This window comes from Cupriavidus sp. 94F1, from assembly GCF_057798875.1.
On the sequence record NZ_JBYOJT010000013.1, the window covers coordinates 1 to 18,134 of the forward strand.

Annotated in this window: 13 protein-coding genes and 1 tRNA gene; 13 read left to right on the forward strand and 1 reads right to left on the reverse strand. The window is 63.1% G+C overall.

Annotated features, from left to right (window positions below; translation table 11 throughout):
* The 13 genes from tuf to AC3FJ6_RS23590 all read left to right on the forward strand — a co-directional run.
* Window positions 1-1,057, forward strand: a 1,057-nt coding sequence (tuf, locus tag AC3FJ6_RS23530; RefSeq protein WP_488773987.1) for an elongation factor Tu, incomplete at its 5' end; no start/stop codon positions are given.
* Window positions 1,058-1,145: 88 nt separating this feature from the next.
* Window positions 1,146-1,221, forward strand: a tRNA-Trp gene (locus AC3FJ6_RS23535).
* 59 nt (window positions 1,222-1,280) lie between these two features.
* Window positions 1,281-1,661 carry a preprotein translocase subunit SecE gene (gene secE, locus AC3FJ6_RS23540; protein ID WP_029051587.1) on the forward strand — a complete coding sequence of 127 codons (381 nt, stop codon included), beginning with the start codon at window positions 1,281-1,283 and terminating at the stop codon, window positions 1,659-1,661.
* 10 nt (window positions 1,662-1,671) lie between these two features.
* Window positions 1,672-2,253: a transcription termination/antitermination protein NusG gene (nusG, locus tag AC3FJ6_RS23545; protein WP_008649197.1), complete on the forward strand. Its 582-nt coding sequence runs from the start codon at window positions 1,672-1,674 to the stop codon at window positions 2,251-2,253.
* A 164-nt stretch (window positions 2,254-2,417) separates the two neighbouring features.
* The gene (gene rplK / locus AC3FJ6_RS23550; RefSeq protein ID WP_010810467.1) at window positions 2,418-2,849 is read left to right on the forward strand and encodes a 50S ribosomal protein L11; all 432 of its coding nucleotides are present in this window, start codon (window positions 2,418-2,420) and stop codon (window positions 2,847-2,849) included.
* Complete coding sequence (rplA, locus tag AC3FJ6_RS23555) at window positions 2,850-3,545, forward strand: 50S ribosomal protein L1 (protein WP_029051588.1); 696 nt, start codon at window positions 2,850-2,852, stop codon at window positions 3,543-3,545.
* Window positions 3,546-3,913: 368 nt separating this feature from the next.
* On the forward strand, window positions 3,914-4,435 hold the full coding sequence (gene rplJ, locus AC3FJ6_RS23560) for a 50S ribosomal protein L10 (protein WP_029051589.1): 522 nt from the start codon (window positions 3,914-3,916) through the stop codon (window positions 4,433-4,435).
* Between the two features lie 60 nt (window positions 4,436-4,495).
* Window positions 4,496-4,870 (forward strand): 50S ribosomal protein L7/L12, encoded by a 375-nt coding sequence (gene rplL / locus AC3FJ6_RS23565; protein ID WP_029051590.1) that lies wholly within the window; start codon window positions 4,496-4,498, stop codon window positions 4,868-4,870.
* A 437-nt stretch (window positions 4,871-5,307) separates the two neighbouring features.
* A complete protein-coding gene (rpoB, locus tag AC3FJ6_RS23570; RefSeq protein ID WP_400392774.1) occupies window positions 5,308-9,414 on the forward strand; it encodes a DNA-directed RNA polymerase subunit beta in 4,107 nt (1,368 codons plus the stop codon).
* A 117-nt stretch (window positions 9,415-9,531) separates the two neighbouring features.
* The gene (gene rpoC, locus AC3FJ6_RS23575) at window positions 9,532-13,773 is read left to right on the forward strand and encodes a DNA-directed RNA polymerase subunit beta' (protein WP_092603747.1); all 4,242 of its coding nucleotides are present in this window, start codon (window positions 9,532-9,534) and stop codon (window positions 13,771-13,773) included.
* A gap of 25 nt (window positions 13,774-13,798) precedes the next feature.
* Entirely contained in the window at window positions 13,799-14,284 is a 486-nt protein-coding gene (locus AC3FJ6_RS23580) for a hypothetical protein (RefSeq protein WP_488773988.1), read from the forward strand.
* Between the two features lie 313 nt (window positions 14,285-14,597).
* Window positions 14,598-16,157 carry a cytochrome D1 domain-containing protein gene (locus AC3FJ6_RS23585; protein ID WP_488773989.1) on the forward strand — a complete coding sequence of 520 codons (1,560 nt, stop codon included), beginning with the start codon at window positions 14,598-14,600 and terminating at the stop codon, window positions 16,155-16,157.
* A gap of 11 nt (window positions 16,158-16,168) precedes the next feature.
* Complete coding sequence (locus tag AC3FJ6_RS23590; protein ID WP_488773990.1) at window positions 16,169-16,543, forward strand: c-type cytochrome; 375 nt, start codon at window positions 16,169-16,171, stop codon at window positions 16,541-16,543.
* On the opposite strand, the gene pdxR is transcribed toward AC3FJ6_RS23590, so the two are convergent.
* Complete coding sequence (pdxR, locus tag AC3FJ6_RS23595; protein WP_488773991.1) at window positions 16,540-18,075, reverse strand: MocR-like pyridoxine biosynthesis transcription factor PdxR; 1,536 nt, start codon at window positions 18,073-18,075, stop codon at window positions 16,540-16,542. The genes AC3FJ6_RS23590 and pdxR overlap by 4 nt on opposite strands.
* Window positions 18,076-18,134: the final 59 nt, after the last annotated feature.

Here is an 18,134-nt window from a genome sequence, read left to right on the forward strand (position 1 = left end):
GAAGTACGACGAAATCGACGCAGCGCCGGAAGAAAAGGCACGCGGCATCACGATCAACACCGCACACGTGGAATACGAGACGGCCAACCGCCACTACGCCCACGTTGACTGCCCGGGCCACGCTGACTATGTGAAGAACATGATCACGGGCGCCGCGCAGATGGACGGCGCGATCCTGGTTTGCTCGGCTGCCGACGGCCCGATGCCGCAAACGCGCGAGCACATCCTGCTGGCCCGTCAGGTTGGCGTGCCGTACATCATCGTGTTCCTGAACAAGTGCGACATGGTCGATGACGCCGAGCTGCTGGAACTGGTGGAAATGGAAGTGCGCGAACTTCTGTCGAAGTACGACTTCCCGGGCGACGACACCCCGATCATCAAGGGTTCGGCCAAGCTGGCGCTGGAAGGCGACAAGGGCGAGCTGGGCGAAGTGGCCATCATGAACCTGGCCGACGCACTGGACTCGTACATCCCGACGCCGGAGCGCGCCGTCGACGGTACGTTCCTGATGCCGGTGGAAGACGTGTTCTCGATCTCGGGTCGCGGCACGGTGGTGACCGGCCGTATCGAGCGTGGCGTGGTCAAGGTCGGTGAAGAAATCGAAATCGTGGGTATCCGCCCGACGGTGAAGACGACCTGCACGGGCGTGGAAATGTTCCGCAAGCTGCTGGACCAAGGTCAAGCGGGCGACAACGTGGGTCTGCTGCTGCGCGGCACGAAGCGCGAAGACGTGGAGCGTGGTCAAGTCCTGTGCAAGCCGGGCTCGATCAAGCCGCACACGCACTTCACGGGTGAGGTCTACATCCTGTCGAAGGACGAAGGTGGCCGTCACACGCCGTTCTTCAACAACTACCGCCCGCAGTTCTACTTCCGTACGACCGACGTGACTGGCTCGATCGAGCTGCCGAAGGACAAGGAAATGGTCATGCCGGGTGACAACGTGTCGATCACCGTCAAGCTGATCGCTCCGATCGCCATGGAAGAAGGTCTGCGCTTCGCAATCCGCGAAGGTGGCCGTACCGTCGGCGCCGGCGTTGTGGCAAAGATCCTCGACTAAGCAATTGGTCGAACTGGCGAGCGCGATACCAACCTGTCGCGTTCGTTTGCCAGAGGGGTTGGCTTGAAGCCGGCCCCAAAGTTGTTTTAGGGGTATAGCTCAACTGGCAGAGCGTCGGTCTCCAAAACCGAAGGTTGGGGGTTCGATTCCCTCTGCCCCTGCCAAATCAATCAGCCGCGTCGCGAGTAAGACTTGTGACGCGGCTTAGTCTCGTTTGCGAAACATGGCTAATCCCAATGTCGAAACCGTAGGCGCCTCGAGCGGCAAGTGGATGCTCGTCGCTGCGGTGCTCCTGGTGGTTGCCGGAGTCATCGGTTTCTACGCGCTGGCTCAGCAGCCGTCGTACGTACGTGGCGCCGCGCTTTTTGCCGGCCTCGCCCTGGGCGTCGTCGTGGCGCTGGTCTCCGCGCCGGGCAAGGACTTTGTGGGATTCGCACGTGAATCGTACCGGGAAGTTCGCAAGGTCGTTTGGCCGACGCGCAAGGAAGCCGGTCAGATGACGGGCCTCGTGTTTGCCTTTGTGGTGATCATGGCGCTGTTCCTGTGGTCGGCCGACAAGCTCATCGAGTGGGTGATCTTCTCCCTTGTCCTGGGCTGGAAATAAGAGGTAGCACATGACGGATAACGCTCAGCAGGAAACCACGGCCGCAGAATCGCCTTCGTCGAAGAAGCGCTGGTACGTGGTGCACGCCTACTCCGGCATGGAAAAGAGCGTGCAGCGCGCGCTGCAGGAGCGCATCGAGCGCGCCGAGATGCAAGACAAGTTCGGTCGCATCCTGGTGCCTTCGGAAGAAGTGGTAGAAATCAAGGGCGGTCACAAGTCGGTGACCGAGCGTCGTTTCTTCCCCGGCTACGTCCTGGTGGAAATGGAAATGACCGACGAAACCTGGCACCTGGTGAAGAACACCAGCAAGGTGACCGGCTTCGTGGGCGGTGCACGTAACCGTCCGAGCCCGATTTCCCAGCGGGAAGTCGACAAGATCATGACCCAGATGCAGGAGGGGGTCGAGAAGCCGCGTCCCAAGACGCTGTTCGAAGTGGGCGAAATGGTGCGCGTCAAGGACGGCCCGTTCACCGACTTCAACGGCAACGTCGAAGAAGTGAACTACGAAAAGTCGCGCCTGCGCGTGACGGTCACGATCTTCGGACGCGCAACGCCGGTCGAGCTCGAGTTCGGCCAGGTCGAAAAGGTTTGAGGATTTTCTCCGCTGCGGCCCGCAAGGGTGGCAGCGGAAGGATAGGGCGGCCGGAAGGCCGGCCCGAAGAGGAGCGTGAGGTCCTGCCCCGGCATGGCGATAGCGCGTTACGACTCAACAGGATCTGATTTCCGCAACAGGAACGGATCCGGATTGGAGTAAAGATGGCCAAGAAGATCATTGGCTTTATCAAGCTGCAGATTCCGGCTGGTAAGGCAAATCCCTCCCCGCCCGTTGGTCCCGCACTGGGTCAGCGTGGTCTGAACATCATGGAGTTCTGCAAGGCGTTCAACGCCCAGACCCAGGGTATGGAACCCGGTCTGCCGGTGCCGGTGGTGATTACCGCCTTCGCCGACAAGAGCTTCACGTTCGTGATGAAGTCGCCCCCGGCGACCGTGCTGATCAAGAAGGCAGCAGGCATCACCAAGGGTTCGCCGAAGCCCCATACCGACAAGGTTGGCAAGATTACCCGCGCCCAGGCTGAAGAAATCGCCAAGGCCAAGAACGCTGACCTCACCGCCGCCGACCTCGACGCCGCCGTGCGTACGATCGCTGGTTCGGCGCGTTCGATGGGCATCACCGTGGAGGGTCTGTAAATGGCTAAGGTTTCGAAGCGCGTCGCCGCCAACAAGGCGAAGATCGAGCGCACCAAGTTTTACCCGATCGACGAGGCCCTGGGCCTGGTGAAGAGCTGCGCCTCGGCGAAGTTCGACGAGTCGATCGACGTGTCCGTGCAACTGGGCATCGACGCCAAGAAGTCGGACCAGGTTGTTCGTGGTTCCGTCGTGCTGCCGGCTGGTACCGGCAAGAGCGTCCGTGTGGCCGTGTTCGCCCAGGGCGAAAAGGCCGAGGCCGCCAAGGCTGCTGGCGCCGAAGTGGTCGGCATGGAAGACCTGGCCGAGCAAGTCAAGGCCGGTAACCTGAACTTCGACGTCGTGATCGCTTCGCCGGACACGATGCGTATCGTCGGTACGCTGGGTCAGATCCTCGGCCCGCGCGGCCTGATGCCGAACCCGAAGGTTGGCACCGTGACGCCGGACGTGGCCCAGGCCGTGAAGAACGCCAAGGCTGGTCAGGTGCAATTCCGTGTCGACAAGGCCGGTATCATCCACGCCACCATCGGTCGCCGTTCGTTCGACGACGCCGCTCTGAAGAGCAACCTGAGCGCCCTGCTGGACGCCCTGGTCAAGGCCAAGCCGGCAACCAGCAAGGGTGTGTACCTGCGCAAGGTGGCCGTGTCGTCGACGATGGGCGTTGGTGTTCGCGTCGAACAGACCTCGCTGTCCGCCTGAGCTGACGGCAATCCTCTGACCGGATCCCGATAACACCGGCCAGGGCAGGAATTGAGGATCGTGGCAGTGCCGCGATCGTCGCAAGGCTTTGGGCAGTGGCATCAGCGGCGCGCACGGCGCGCGGCAGGTGCTGCTGGTTATCAAAGACCGCTGGTGTTCACACCGCCTCTGGCAGCGTGGACTTAATCGGTCGGCACATGCGGGGCTTGCCCCGATGGCAGCCGGCCCGCCAGCGCAGATGGCGCACCCGAAGGGATTGATGACGCCGGAGCAATCCGGTGGATTCGGGCCAATCGGACGCCGTTCGTTTGGACTGATGCGCCGTTTGGCGGGCAACCGTCGAATACGCATCGTTTTGGAGCTTAACCGTGCCACTCAATATTGAAGATAAGAAGGCCGTCGTTGCTGAGGTCTCGGCGCAAGTCGCCAAGGCCCAGACTATCGTCGTGGCCGAATATCGCGGCATTGCGGTTGGCGATCTGACCAAGCTGCGTGCCAACGCTCGTCAGCAAGGCGTGTACCTGCGCGTTCTGAAGAACACGCTGGCGCGCCGTGCCGTCGAAGGTACGCCGTTTGCAGCCCTCGCAGAGCAGATGACCGGTCCGCTGATCTACGGTATTTCCGAAGATGCAGTGGCCTCGGCCAAGGTTCTGAACGACTTTGCCAAGACCAACGACAAGCTGGTCCTGCGCGCTGGGTCGTACGACGGCAAGGTGCTCGACGCTGGTGCCGTGAAGGCCCTGGCTTCGATCCCGAGCCGTGAAGAACTGATCTCGCAGCTGCTTGGCGTGATGCAGGCGCCGGTGTCGGGCTTCGCCCGCCTGCTGGCCGCACTGGCTGCCAAGAACGCCGAAGGCGCTCCCGCGGAAGCGGAAGCCCCGGCCGCCTGAGCTGCCGCATAGACAGATCGCAATACCGATCCCGAATCAAATCTAGTAGGAGTAATCCAAATGGCAATCACTAAAGACGACATCCTGGAAGCCGTTGGCGCGATGTCCGTGATGGAACTGAACGACCTGGTCAAGGCGTTCGAAGAGAAGTTTGGCGTGTCGGCTGCTGCCATGGCTGTGGCTGCTGCCCCGGGCGCTGGCGGTGCTGCCGCTGCTGAGGAAAAGACCGAGTTCAACGTGATCCTGGCCGAAGTCGGCGCCAACAAGGTTGGCGTGATCAAGGCCGTGCGCGAAATCACCGGTCTGGGCCTGAAGGAAGCCAAGGACCTGGTCGATGGCGCACCGAAGCCCGTGAAGGAAGGCGTGGACAAGGCCGCTGCCGACGAAGCCAAGAAGAAGCTGGAAGACGCCGGCGCCAAGGTCGACGTCAAGTAAGTGGTACCGCGCGTGCCTCTGTGGCACGCGGCAGGGGCTGGCAAAGGGAAATTCCCGGCGCCAGCCTTTTTGCGCTTCTGCGGAGGTGTTCGATCCGTCACCCGAGAAGCGGCGCAAACCGGCCCGGATGGGTGAAATGTGAATTAAGCTATGCTTGGCAGGCGATAATCCATCGCTGCCTCAGCAGAAGCCAAACATCAGTGGCACACTAGGTGGTTGCTGATGTTTGTCTTCTGAACCGACTGCAGAAGACAAGTTTGGTCGGGTGTCCCCCGGACGTGTGCAGGCATTGCGCCGTGCAATGACCACACCGTCCGCAGCGTGCGGGCACCGTCAGCCAGAGGTTGGTAGCGGCCAACCGCCAAATCCCCTCCCAGTCGCTGAACACCTCAGGTGCCGGCCAGGTCCAGCCAGCCCTGCGATGATTCGGAGATCCCATGGCGTACAGCTTCACCGAAAAGAAGCGCATTCGCAAATCCTTTGCGAAGCGCGCGACGGTTCATCAGGTTCCATTCCTGCTTGCCACACAGATTGAATCCTACACCCAGTTCTTGCAAGCGGAAACGCCGACCGCGCGTCGCAAAAGCGAGGGTCTGCAGGCCGCTTTCAACGCGATTTTCCCAATCTCCTCCCATAACGGGCTTGCCCGTATGGAGTTTGTCTCGTATCACCTGTCCAACCCGCCGTTCGACGTCAAGGAATGCCAGCAGCGTGGCCTGACGTTCCACTCGGCGCTGCGCGCCAAGGTTCGCCTGATCATCAACGATCGCGAAAATCCGGGCAAGGTGAAGGAAGTGAAGGAGCAGGAAGTCTACATGGGCGAAATTCCGCTCATGACGTCGACCGGTTCTTTCGTGATTAACGGCACCGAGCGTGTCATCGTTAGCCAGCTGCACCGCTCGCCTGGCGTGTTCTTCGAGCACGACAAGGGCAAGACGCACAGCTCGGGCAAGCTGCTGTTCTCGGCGCGGATCATCCCGTACCGTGGCTCGTGGCTCGACTTCGAATTCGATCCGAAAGACATCCTGTACTTCCGCGTCGACCGCCGCCGCAAGATGCCGGTGACGATCCTGCTGAAGTCGATCGGCCTGACGCCGGAACAGATCCTGGCGCACTTCTTCGTGTTCGACAACTTCACGCTGCAGGGCGAAGGCGCGCAACTCGAATTCGTGCCCGAGCGTCTGCGCGGTGAAGTCGCGCGCTTCGACATCGCCGACAAGAACGGCCGCGTCGTCGTGGAGAAGGACAAGCGTATCAACGCCAAGCACATCCGTGACCTGGATTCCGCCGGCACCAAGCTGATCAGCGTGCCCGAGGACTACCTGCTGGGCCGCGTGCTGGCCAAGAACATCATCGACCCGGATACCGGCGAGGTGATTGCCAACGCCAACGACGAGCTGACCGAGACGCTGCTGGAAAACCTGCGCGAAGCCGGTGTCAAGCAGATCCAGACGCTGTACACGAACGATCTCGACCAGGGTCCGTACATCTCGCAGACGCTGCGCGTGGACGATACCGCCGACCAGACGGCCGCGCGTATTGCCATCTACCGCATGATGCGTCCGGGCGAGCCGCCCACCGAGGACGCCGTGGAAGCCCTGTTCCAGCGCCTGTTCTACAGCGAAGAGTCGTACGACCTGTCGCGCGTTGGCCGCATGAAGGTCAACAGCCGTCTGTCGCGCCCGAGCGGCGAGGGCAGCATGGTGCTGCAGGACGAGGACATCCTCGAGACGATCAAGATCCTGGTGAACCTGCGTAACGGCAAGGGCGAAGTCGATGATATCGACCACCTGGGCAATCGTCGCGTGCGTTGCGTCGGCGAGCTGGCCGAGAACCAGTTCCGCGCCGGCCTGTCGCGCGTGGAGCGTGCCGTCAAGGAACGTCTGGGCCAGGCCGAGACCGAGAACCTGATGCCGCACGACCTGATCAACTCGAAGCCGATTTCGTCGGCGATTCGCGAGTTCTTCGGTTCGTCGCAGCTGTCGCAGTTCATGGACCAGACCAACCCGCTGTCGGAAATCACCCACAAGCGCCGTGTTTCGGCCCTTGGCCCGGGCGGTCTGACGCGCGAGCGCGCCGGCTTTGAAGTCCGTGACGTGCACCCGACCCACTATGGCCGCGTGTGCCCGATCGAAACGCCGGAAGGCCCGAACATCGGTCTGATCAACTCGCTGGCACTGTATGCCCGCCTGAACGAATACGGCTTCCTGGAAACGCCGTACCGCAAGGTGGAAAACAGCAAGCTGACCGACCAGGTGGATTACCTGTCGGCCATCGAGGAAGGCAAGTACGTGGTGGCGCAGGCCAACGCGACCGTTGACGCCGACGGCAACCTGACCGACGAACTGGTGTCGGCACGTGAAGGTTCCGAGCGTGAAACGCGTATGGTCACGCCGGACCGCGTGCAGTACATCGACGTGGCGCCGTCGCAGATCGTGTCGGCCGCCGCATCGCTAGTGCCGTTCCTGGAACACGATGACGCGAACCGTGCACTGATGGGCGCGAACATGCAGCGTCAGGCCGTGCCTTGCCTGCGTCCGGACAAGCCGCTGGTGGGTACCGGCATCGAGCGCACCGTGGCCGTTGACTCGGGTACGGCCGTGCAGGCGATGCGTGGCGGCGTGGTGGACTACGTCGACGCCATGCGTGTGGTGATTCGTGTGAACGACGACGAAGCCGTGGCCGGCGAAGTTGGCGTGGACATCTACAACCTGATCAAGTACACGCGTTCGAACCAGAACACCAACATCAACCAGCGTCCGATGGTGAAGGTTGGCGATATCGTTGCCCGCGGCGACGTGATCGCTGACGGCGCCTCGACCGACCTGGGCGAGCTGGCACTGGGCCAGAACATGCTGGTGGCGTTCATGCCGTGGAACGGCTACAACTTCGAGGATTCGATCCTGATCTCGGAGCGTGTGGTTGCCGAAGACCGCTACACCTCGATCCACATCGAGGAACTGTCGGTCGTGGCCCGCGACACGAAGCTGGGACCCGAAGAAATCACGCGCGACATCTCGAACCTGGCCGAAGCGCAACTGGCGCGTCTGGACGAGTCGGGCATCACGTACATCGGCGCCGAAGTGGAAGCCGGCGACGTGCTGGTGGGCAAGGTCACGCCGAAGGGCGAGACCCAGCTGACGCCGGAAGAGAAGCTGCTGCGCGCAATCTTCGGCGAGAAGGCTTCGGACGTGAAGGACACGTCGCTGCGCGTGCCGTCGGGCATGAGCGGTATCGTGATCGACGTGCAGGTCTTCACGCGTGAAGGCGTGACGCGCGACAAGCGCGCCCAGTCGATCATCGACGACGAACTGAAGCGTTACCGCCTGGACCTGAACGACCAGCTGCGTATCGTGGAAGGCGATGCCTTCCAGCGTCTGGAGCGCCTGCTGCTCGACAAGACCGTCAACGGCGGTCCGAAGAAGCTGGCCAAGGGCGCCAAGCTGACCCGCGAGTACCTGGCCGACCTGGACAAGTACCACTGGTTCGACATCCGTCCGGCCGACGAGGAAGTGGCTGCCCAGCTGGAAGCCGTGAAGGAAGCCATCGAGCAGAAGCGTCACGAGTTCGACCTGGCCTTCGAAGAGAAGCGCAAGAAGCTGACGCAGGGCGACGAACTGCCGCCGGGCGTGATCAAGATGGTCAAGGTGTATCTGGCCGTCAAGCGCCGCCTGCAGCCGGGCGACAAGATGGCCGGCCGTCACGGTAACAAGGGTGTCGTGTCGAAGATCGTCCCGATCGAAGACATGCCGTACATGGCCGACGGTACGCCGGCGGACATCGTGCTGAACCCGCTGGGCGTGCCGTCGCGGATGAACGTGGGCCAGATTCTGGAAACCCACCTGGGCTGGGCCGCGCGCGGTCTGGGCCAGCGCATCGGCGACATGCTCAAGGCGTCGGCCAAGGCGCAGGAACTCCGTCCGCTGCTCGCGCAGATCTACAACGAGAGCGGCAAGGCGGAAGACCTGGACAGCCTGAGCGATGCCGAAGTGCTGGAGCTGGCAGGCAACCTGAAGAAGGGTGTGCCGTTCGCCACGCCGGTGTTCGATGGTGCGCACGAAGCCGAAATCCGCCGCATGCTCGACCTGGCCTACCCGGACGAGATCGCCCGGGAGAAGGGCCTCACGGCATCGAAGCAGCAGGTCACGCTGTACGACGGCCGCACCGGCGAAGCGTTCGAGCGTCCGGTCACGCTGGGTGTGATGCACATGCTGAAGCTGCATCACCTGGTGGACGACAAGATGCACGCCCGTTCCACCGGCCCGTACTCGCTGGTGACGCAGCAGCCGCTGGGCGGTAAGGCCCAGTTCGGTGGCCAGCGTTTCGGTGAGATGGAAGTGTGGGCACTGGAAGCCTACGGCGCATCGTACGTGCTGCAGGAAATGCTGACGGTCAAGTCCGATGACGTGAACGGCCGTACCAAGGTGTACGAAAACATCGTCAAGGGCGAGCACTCGATCGATGCCGGCATGCCGGAATCGTTCAACGTGCTGGTGAAGGAAATCCGCTCGCTGGGTATCGACATCGATCTGGATCGCTACTGATTCGCCGATTGATGCGGGTGCCGGCCACGGCGGGCACCCACCAGCGCAGGTTTCCCACAGGATTGAATGCCGCTGCTCCGGACAGACTCCGGACCGGCGGCGAAACAAGGAGTTGCAATGAAAGCATTGCTCGATCTCTTTAAGCAGGTTCAGCAGGAAGAGCAGTTCGACGCGATCAAGATCGGTCTGGCCTCGCCGGAGAAGATCCGTTCGTGGTCGTACGGCGAAGTGAAGAAGCCGGAAACGATCAACTACCGTACGTTCAAGCCGGAACGCGATGGTCTGTTCTGCGCCAAGATCTTTGGCCCGATCAAGGACTACGAGTGCCTGTGCGGCAAGTACAAGCGCCTGAAGCACCGTGGCGTGATCTGCGAGAAGTGCGGTGTCGAAGTGACGCTGGCCAAGGTGCGCCGCGAGCGCATGGGCCACATCGAACTGGCCGCGCCGACCGCGCACATCTGGTTCCTGAAGTCGCTGCCGTCGCGTCTGGGCATGGTGCTCGACATGACGCTGCGCGACATCGAGCGCGTGCTGTACTTCGAAGCGTTCGTGGTGCTGGAACCCGGCATGACCCCGCTCAAGAAGAGCCAGATCATGTCGGAAGACGACTACCTGGCCAAGTGCGACGAGTACGGCGAGGGCGAGTTCGTGGCCATGATGGGTGCCGAGGGCATCCGTGAACTGCTGCGCGGCATCGACATCGAGAAGCAGATCGAACAGATCCGCGCCGAGCTGCAGGCCACCGGTTCCGAAGCCAAGATCAAGAAGTTCGCCAAGCGCCTGAAGGTGCTGGAGGCGTTCCAGCGTTCGGGCATCAAGCCCGAGTGGATGATCCTGGAAGTGCTGCCGGTGCTGCCGCCGGAACTGCGTCCGCTGGTGCCGCTCGATGGTGGCCGTTTCGCCACGTCGGACCTGAACGACCTGTATCGCCGCGTCATCAACCGTAACAACCGTCTGAAGCGCCTGCTGGAGCTGAAGGCCCCTGAAATCATCGTGCGCAACGAAAAGCGCATGCTGCAGGAAGCCGTCGACTCGCTGCTGGACAACGGCCGTCGCGGCAAGGCCATGACGGGCGCCAACAAGCGTCCGCTGAAGTCGCTGGCCGAGATGATCAAGGGTAAGGGCGGTCGTTTCCGTCAGAACCTGCTGGGCAAGCGCGTGGACTACTCTGGCCGTTCGGTCATCGTGGTGGGCCCGACGCTGAAGCTGCATCAGTGCGGTCTGCCCAAGCTGATGGCGCTGGAGCTGTTCAAGCCGTTCATCTTCCACAAGCTGGAAACGATGGGCATCGCCACCACCATCAAGGCGGCGAAGAAGGAAGTGGAAAGCCAGACGCCGGTGGTGTGGGACATCCTCGAAGAGGTGATCCGCGAGCACCCGGTGATGCTGAACCGCGCGCCGACGCTGCACCGCCTGGGTATCCAGGCGTTCGAGCCGGTGCTGATCGAAGGCAAGGCCATCCAGCTGCACCCGCTGGTCTGCGCGGCATTCAACGCCGACTTCGACGGTGACCAGATGGCCGTTCACGTGCCGCTGTCGCTGGAAGCCCAGATGGAAGCCCGCACGCTGATGCTGGCGTCGAACAACGTGCTGTTCCCGGCCAACGGCGATCCGTCGATCGTGCCGTCGCAGGACGTTGTGCTGGGTCTGTACTACACGACCCGCGACAAGATCAACGGCAAGGGCGAAGGCATGACGTTTGCTGACATCAGCGAAGTCATCCGTGCCTACGAAAACAAGGAAGTCGAGCTCGCATCGCGCGTGAACGTCCGTATCACCGAGTATGAAGTGGTGAACAAGGACGCCGACGGCGACGCACGTTTCGCACCCAAGATCACGCTGCAGGCCACCACGGTCGGCCGCGCGATCCTGTCCGAGATCCTGCCGAAAGGCCTGCCGTTCTCGGTGCTGAACAAGCCCCTGAAGAAGAAGGAAATCTCGCGCCTGATCAACACGGCATTCCGCAAGTGCGGTCTGCGCGAGACCGTGATCTTCGCCGACAAGCTGCTGCAGTCGGGCTTCCGCCTGGCAACGCGCGCCGGTATCTCGATCGCCATCGACGACATGCTGGTGCCGCCGCAGAAGGAGAAGATCATCTCCGACGCGGCCGCCAAGGTGAAGGAATACGACAAGCAGTACATGTCGGGTCTGGTGACGGACCAGGAGCGTTACAACAACGTCGTGGACATCTGGGGCGCCGCTGGCGACCAGGTGGGCAAGGCGATGATGGAGCAGCTCCAGCACGAAGATACGGTCGATCGGAACGGCAATACCGTCAAGCAGGAATCGTTCAACTCGATCTACATGATGGCGGACTCGGGTGCTCGCGGTAGCGCGGCCCAGATTCGTCAGCTGGCCGGTATGCGTGGCCTGATGGCCAAGCCGGATGGCTCGATCATTGAAACGCCGATTACGGCGAACTTCCGTGAAGGCCTGAACGTTCTGCAGTACTTCATCTCGACCCACGGCGCGCGTAAGGGCCTGGCCGATACGGCACTGAAGACCGCAAACTCGGGTTACCTGACCCGTCGTCTGGTCGATGTGACGCAGGATCTGGTCGTGGTGGAAGACGATTGCGGCACGACCAACGGCGTGGCCATGAAGGCCCTGGTCGAAGGCGGTGAAGTGATCGAAGCCCTGCGCGACCGTATTCTGGGCCGTGTGACGGTGGGCGACGTGGTGAATCCTGAAACCCAGGAAACCGCGATCGAAAACGGCACGCTGCTGGACGAAGACCTGGTCGAGCTGATCGACAACATCGGCGTGGACGAAGTCAAGGTCCGCACGCCGCTGTCGTGCGACACGCGCTACGGCCTGTGCGCCAAGTGCTACGGCCGCGACCTCGGCCGCGGCGTGCTGGTGAACTCGGGCGAAGCGGTGGGCGTGATCGCTGCACAGTCGATTGGCGAGCCGGGTACCCAGCTGACCATGCGTACGTTCCACATCGGTGGTGCGGCATCGCGTGCGGCAGTGGCATCGAGCGTGGAAGCCAAGGCCACCGGTACGGTGCGCTTCACGGCGACCATGCGCTACGTGACGAACGCCAAGGGCGAACTGATCGTGATCTCGCGTTCGGGCGAGGCACTGATCACGGACGACCACGGCCGCGAGCGCGAGCGCCACAAGATCCCGTACGGCGCCACGCTGCTGGTGCAGGACGGCCAGGCCATCAAGGCCGGTACGCAGCTGGCCACGTGGGACGCACTGACTCGTCCGATCGTTTCCGAATACTCGGGCACGATCAAGTTCGAGAACGTGGAAGAAGGCGTGACCGTTGCCAAGCAGATGGACGAAGTCACGGGCCTGTCGACCCTCGTGGTGATCGACGCCAAGCGCCGTACGGCTGCCACCAAGGGCCTGCGCCCGCAGGTGAAGCTGCTCGACGCGAACAACCAGGAAGTCAAGATTCCGGGCACGGACCACTCCGTGACCATCGGCTTCCAGGTGGGCGCGCTGATTACCGTGAAGGATGGTCAGCAGGTGCACGTGGGTGAAGTGCTGGCACGTATCCCGACCGAATCGCAGAAGACCCGTGACATTACCGGTGGTCTGCCGCGAGTGGCCGAGCTGTTCGAAGCCCGTTCGCCGAAGGACGCCGCCGTGCTGGCGGAAGTCACCGGTACGGTGTCGTTCGGCAAGGACACGAAGGGCAAGCAGCGCCTGGTGATCACGGACCTGGACGGCAACGCCCACGAGTTCCTGATCGCGAAGGAAAAGCAGGTGCTGGTGCACGACGGCCAGGTGGTGAACAAGGGCGAAATGATCGTGGAAGGTCCGGCGGACCCGCACGACATCCTGCGCCTGAAGGGCATCGAAGAGCTGGCGCACTACATCGTGGACGAAGTGCAGGACGTGTACCGTCTGCAGGGCGTGAAGATCAACGACAAGCACATCGAAGTGATTGTTCGTCAGATGCTGCGCCGCGTGCAGATCCAGGACGTGGGCGATACCAAGTTCATCCCGGGTGAACAGGTGGAGCGTTCGGAACTGCTGGACGAAAACGATCGCGTGATCGCCGAAGGCAAGCGTCCGGCCATCCACGAGAACCTGCTGCTGGGTATTACCAAGGCGTCGCTGTCGACCGACAGCTTCATCTCGGCGGCATCGTTCCAGGAAACGACGCGCGTGCTGACCGAAGCCGCGATCATGGGCAAGACCGACGACCTGCGTGGTCTGAAGGAAAACGTGATCGTGGGTCGTCTGATCCCGGCCGGTACTGGCCTGGCCTACCACCGTGCCCGCAAGGCACGCGAGGCAGCCGAGCGCGAACGCGCCCAGGCGATCAGCGACGAAGAGCAATCGCTCTTCATCGAGCCGCCGGTGGTGCAAGCCACCGAGGGCGACGGCGACGCAGTCTGATCGCGATCCTCGCAGTTACGCAGCAATGAAGAACCCGGCTCGATCGAGCCGGGTTTTTTTTCGTCTCGCGCCGATCGGTTCGATCGCTTGGTATGAATCAAACCGGCAGGTCGGCAGTGGCGCTACGGTGTGGGATCTTTCATTCCGCTCGCCCGGCAGCGCTTCGATCATGACGCTACAGACGCCTGCACGTTGGGTTTGTCGGCTGCTGAGCGCGGCCGGATGCGGTGCCATGATCGCCACGGCGTCGATGGCCCACGCGTTTCAGCTGGACCTATCCCCAAAGCCGCCGCAGACCATCGAAGACGAGCGCCAACTGCGCTTCACGCAGCAGCACGATTGCGCCGCCGGCAAGGGCGATGCGAATCTGTGCGCCATGCTCGAGCAGCAGGCGCGGCAGCAGCAAATCGATGCCGTGCGTCGGGACACATCGCCGGCCGCCATGCCTCGTCCCGTCGATCCCGATCCGCTGTCCGGGCGGGGCATCCCGCTGCCCGGTGGCCTTCGGTAAGGCCACTGCATTAGCGTATCCACGCGTCAGGCACCCGCCGACGATGCCGGCTTGCCCGAGTGACTCGAGGCCGGGCATACGAATGGCAAGGGCGTAGATCGTCGGATCGTAGTCCGCGTCGGCAGGCCCACGCTTGCGCTATCGCAAATTCGTCAGCATTGCTCGGGCGTAAGTCCGGGGAGTGATGCCGATCCGCGACATCGGCGAAACCGTACCCATCGGAATTCCCGTTGCATCCCCCAGGCGTGGAGGAAACGCGATGGCACATTGATCGCATCGTTACTACTCAAACTACCCACGGAGGATCCGGACGATGCTTGCCAGGACTTTAGTTGCCGCCATGCTCGCCAGTGTGTCTGGCGCGTTGTACGCCATGACGGCAGACGCGCTGAAACGCGCTGACGACCTTTACCAGGCCAATTGCGCGGTCTGCCATTCCGCCAGCCGGGGCGGCTACGTCGGGCCCGCCCTGCACAAGGACAGGCTGGTGCAGAGCGATGCCGCGCTGCGTGGCGCGATCATGACCGGCATCCCCGATACGCTGATGCCGCCGTTCCATTCGCGCATGTCCGATGAGGACATCCGGCTGGTGGCCGAGTACATCCGGACCCAGCCCGTGGGCAAGCCGGAATGGTCGATGCAGCAGATTCGCGACAGCCTCGAAGTGCTGGTGGATGAATCCACGCTCCCGTCCAAGCCCACATATCAGATCGGCTCGGTCTATGACCTGATGGTGGTCATGGCGCGCGGTCGCTACGGGCGCGGTACGGGCAACGACAACGCGAAGACGGTCTTCCTGGACGGCACGACCAACCAGGTAGTTGGCGAAATTGCTACGCCGATCGCACCGCACATCATGGAGTTCAGCCCCGTCAACGAGCGATGGGCCTGGCTGAAGAGCGATGACGGCCACGTCTACAAGATCGACCTCTACTCGCTCAAGGTCGTGCGCAAGGTCAAGACAGGGTTGACCGGGCCCGGTATCGCCGTGTCCATGGACGGCAAATGGCTGGCGGCCAGTTCTTTCGTGCCGAACCTGGTGGTGATTCTGAAGGCGGACACGCTGGAGCCCGTGAAGTACCTGCGGCTCGAAGGCAAGGACCCCGACGGCAAGTTCATCCAGTCGGCGGGTGGCCCGGTCATCGGCAGCCGCATCAATAACAAGTTTGCGCTGACGCTGCGTCAGGCCGGCCAGATCTGGATCGTCGATCCGGACCGCGAAGGCATGCCGGTGACGAAGCTGGAAGGCGTGGGCCGCATGCTGCACGACACATTCCTGACGCCCGATGGGCGCTACTCGATGGTGGCGTCCTACGGCGACAACAAGATCGTGGCCATCGACCTCAAGGAGAACAAGGTGGCGCGCGATATTCCGGCCGGCTGCCAGCCCCATGTGGGCTCCGGTGCCGTGACCCCGGTGGGTGGCCGGATGCTGGCGTTCGGCACGAATATCGGCAAATGCGACAAGGGCGATGTCGTGACGGTGTGGGACACGAGCGACTTCTCGGTGGTGAAGAACATCAAGGTGGATGGCCCAACGGAATCGCCAGCCGCGCATCCCGACGCACCGTACGTGGCCGTGGATATCGTCTCGAAGGACAAGAAGGCCGCGCACATCCAGCTGATCGACAAGCAATCGCTCGAAGTCGTGCGCACGCTCGATGCCGGCGGCCATGCGTTCTTCCCGGAATACACCCGGAATGGCCAGTATCTGTACGTCAGCGCCGGCTACTACGGCGATCGCCTGCGCGTGTACGACAGCAAGACGCTTGCCCTGGTGGCCGAACACAAGATGGAAAGCCCTGCCGGCATCTTCTCGCGTGCGCGCACGCAGTGGATCTCGGTGGGTTTGCCGGCGACGCGGAAGAACTGAGGAGAGTGGCCATGATCAAGTCTCGATGGAACAAGCCGGCCGCGCTGCTCGCCCTGATGACGGCGGCCATGACCTTGCATGCGGCGACGCCTGCCACAGCCGCGGCGCCGTCCGCACCGACTGCGCCGGCAGCGCAGAAGCTGCCCGATCAGGTGGCGGCCATCCTGCCGCTGTGCGCGTCGTGCCATGGGGTCGATGGCATCAGTAGCGTCGCCCTGTATCCCAATCTTGCCGGACAGAAGCCGGAATACCTGGCCAAGCAACTGCGCGACTTCAAGGCCGCGCGGCGAGATGATGCCGTGATGCGACCGATGGCGGAGCCGCTGGACGACGCCGCCATCGACGCGTTGTCACGCCATTTCGGCACGATGCCCGGGGCGCGCTAGGCATCCACGGCCAGGCTGACCGATGTGCTGGAAGCCGGTTGCCGCGCGTGGCAACCGGCCACCGTCAGCTTTAGCCTGGCCATCGCCTCACGAATCTGCGCAACGTTTTGCGAGGCGTAGCCCAGCAGTAGCACGCGGTTGCCGGCTGCAGCAATGTGCGCACAGGCGGCTTCTTCCATGGTGTACAGCCTCACGCCTTGCGCCAGGGCGCGGTTCGCGATACTGGGGGCGTCCGGGGTGCCGGGCGGCAAGTGCAGTGCTACATGCATGCCGGTGCCTGTGCCGCTGATCTGGCAATGGGCGCCCCAGATGTCGCGCAAGCCGGAAAGCAGGGCATCGCGTTGCTCACGATAGCGGCGGCGCAGCCGGTACAGATGCCGGCTGTAATCGCCATATTCGAACAGCCGTGCCAGCACGGCCTGCTCGAGCCAGGGACATCCGTGATTCAGCAACGCCTTGCGACGCGCGATGGCGTCGGTCAGCCAGGGCGGACACACCATGAATCCGAGTCGCAGGCCCGGCCCGAGTACCTTCGAGAACGATCCGACGTAGACCACACGCGATGGATCGAGCGCCATGAGCGGCGGTGGCGGCGCGCTGTCGTAGGCGAAGTCGCCGTCGTAGTCGTCTTCGATCACGCAGGCGCCGACTTGCGCGGCCCAATCCAGCAACGCGCGGCGCCGGTCCATCGACATCGTGTAGCCGAGCGGATACTGATGCGACGGCGTGGTGTACGCCAGTTGCACCGGCTCATGCGGCAGCGCGTGCGTGCACAGGCCGTCCGCGTCGACGGGTACCGCGATTCGTACCGCGTGCCGGAGGTGGGGCAGGTTGCAGAAGCCCGCATAGCCGGGCGATTCCACCACGACGCGGTCCCCGTGGTGGACGAGATGCGCGGAAAGCAGGTGCAGTGCCTCCTGGACGCCGGCGACGATCAGGATCTGCGTCGGATCGACCGCCAGCGCGCGGGTCGCGGCAAGGTAGTCGGCGATCTGCATGCGCAGGCCCCAGAGGCCCTCCGCCGGCGGATATTCGCTGATGGCGTGCCGCATCTGGCGCAGCAGCGGGTTCGACAACATGGCCCAGCGGCGCGTCGGAAAGGCATCCGGCGCGGGACGTCCGATCTTGAAGTCGAACGTCACGGGATAGCGGGGCGGGGCGGCATGCACGCCAGGCGGCGATATGCCGGCACTCGCCTGCAATGACCGGGGAGGCACCGCTGGCGCTTCCGGGATGGCCGGGACGGGAGGTGGCGCGGGTGACGCGCGGGGGATCGCTTCCGCCACATAGAAGCCGCGACCCGGCTCGCCCCGCAGCAGGCCGGCGTCGGTCAGGCCTTCATAGGCGCCGACCACGGTGTTGCGCGAGACACGCAGCATGGCAACCAGGCAGGCGATGGACGGTAGCCGATCGTCCGGCTGCAGACGGCCGGACAGGATCATGTGTTCCACCTGCCGCATGATCTGCCGCTTGTACGGTTCCGATCCATCGCGCAGGATCTCGATGGGCAGGGAAAAGGAATGGCGCTGCATGTTGCTATCTTGGGGACCTCGCCTGCCATGCTATGACCGGCGTGCCGCACGGTGCTTGT

Coding starts and splice junctions, on each gene's coding strand:
- AC3FJ6_RS23590 (WP_488773990.1), top strand. CDS start 16,169: ATGATCAAGTCTCGATGGAACAAGCCGGCCGCGCTGCTCGCCCTGATG.
- AC3FJ6_RS23580 (WP_488773988.1), top strand. CDS start 13,799: ATGAAGAACCCGGCTCGATCGAGCCGGGTTTTTTTTCGTCTCGCGCCG.
- nusG (WP_008649197.1), top strand. CDS start 1,672: ATGACGGATAACGCTCAGCAGGAAACCACGGCCGCAGAATCGCCTTCG.
- rplL (WP_029051590.1), top strand. CDS start 4,496: ATGGCAATCACTAAAGACGACATCCTGGAAGCCGTTGGCGCGATGTCC.
- rplK (WP_010810467.1), top strand. CDS start 2,418: ATGGCCAAGAAGATCATTGGCTTTATCAAGCTGCAGATTCCGGCTGGT.
- rpoB (WP_400392774.1), top strand. CDS start 5,308: ATGGCGTACAGCTTCACCGAAAAGAAGCGCATTCGCAAATCCTTTGCG.
- rpoC (WP_092603747.1), top strand. CDS start 9,532: ATGAAAGCATTGCTCGATCTCTTTAAGCAGGTTCAGCAGGAAGAGCAG.
- pdxR (WP_488773991.1), bottom strand. CDS start 18,075: ATGCAGCGCCATTCCTTTTCCCTGCCCATCGAGATCCTGCGCGATGGA.
- AC3FJ6_RS23585 (WP_488773989.1), top strand. CDS start 14,598: ATGCTTGCCAGGACTTTAGTTGCCGCCATGCTCGCCAGTGTGTCTGGC.
- rplA (WP_029051588.1), top strand. CDS start 2,850: ATGGCTAAGGTTTCGAAGCGCGTCGCCGCCAACAAGGCGAAGATCGAG.
- secE (WP_029051587.1), top strand. CDS start 1,281: ATGGCTAATCCCAATGTCGAAACCGTAGGCGCCTCGAGCGGCAAGTGG.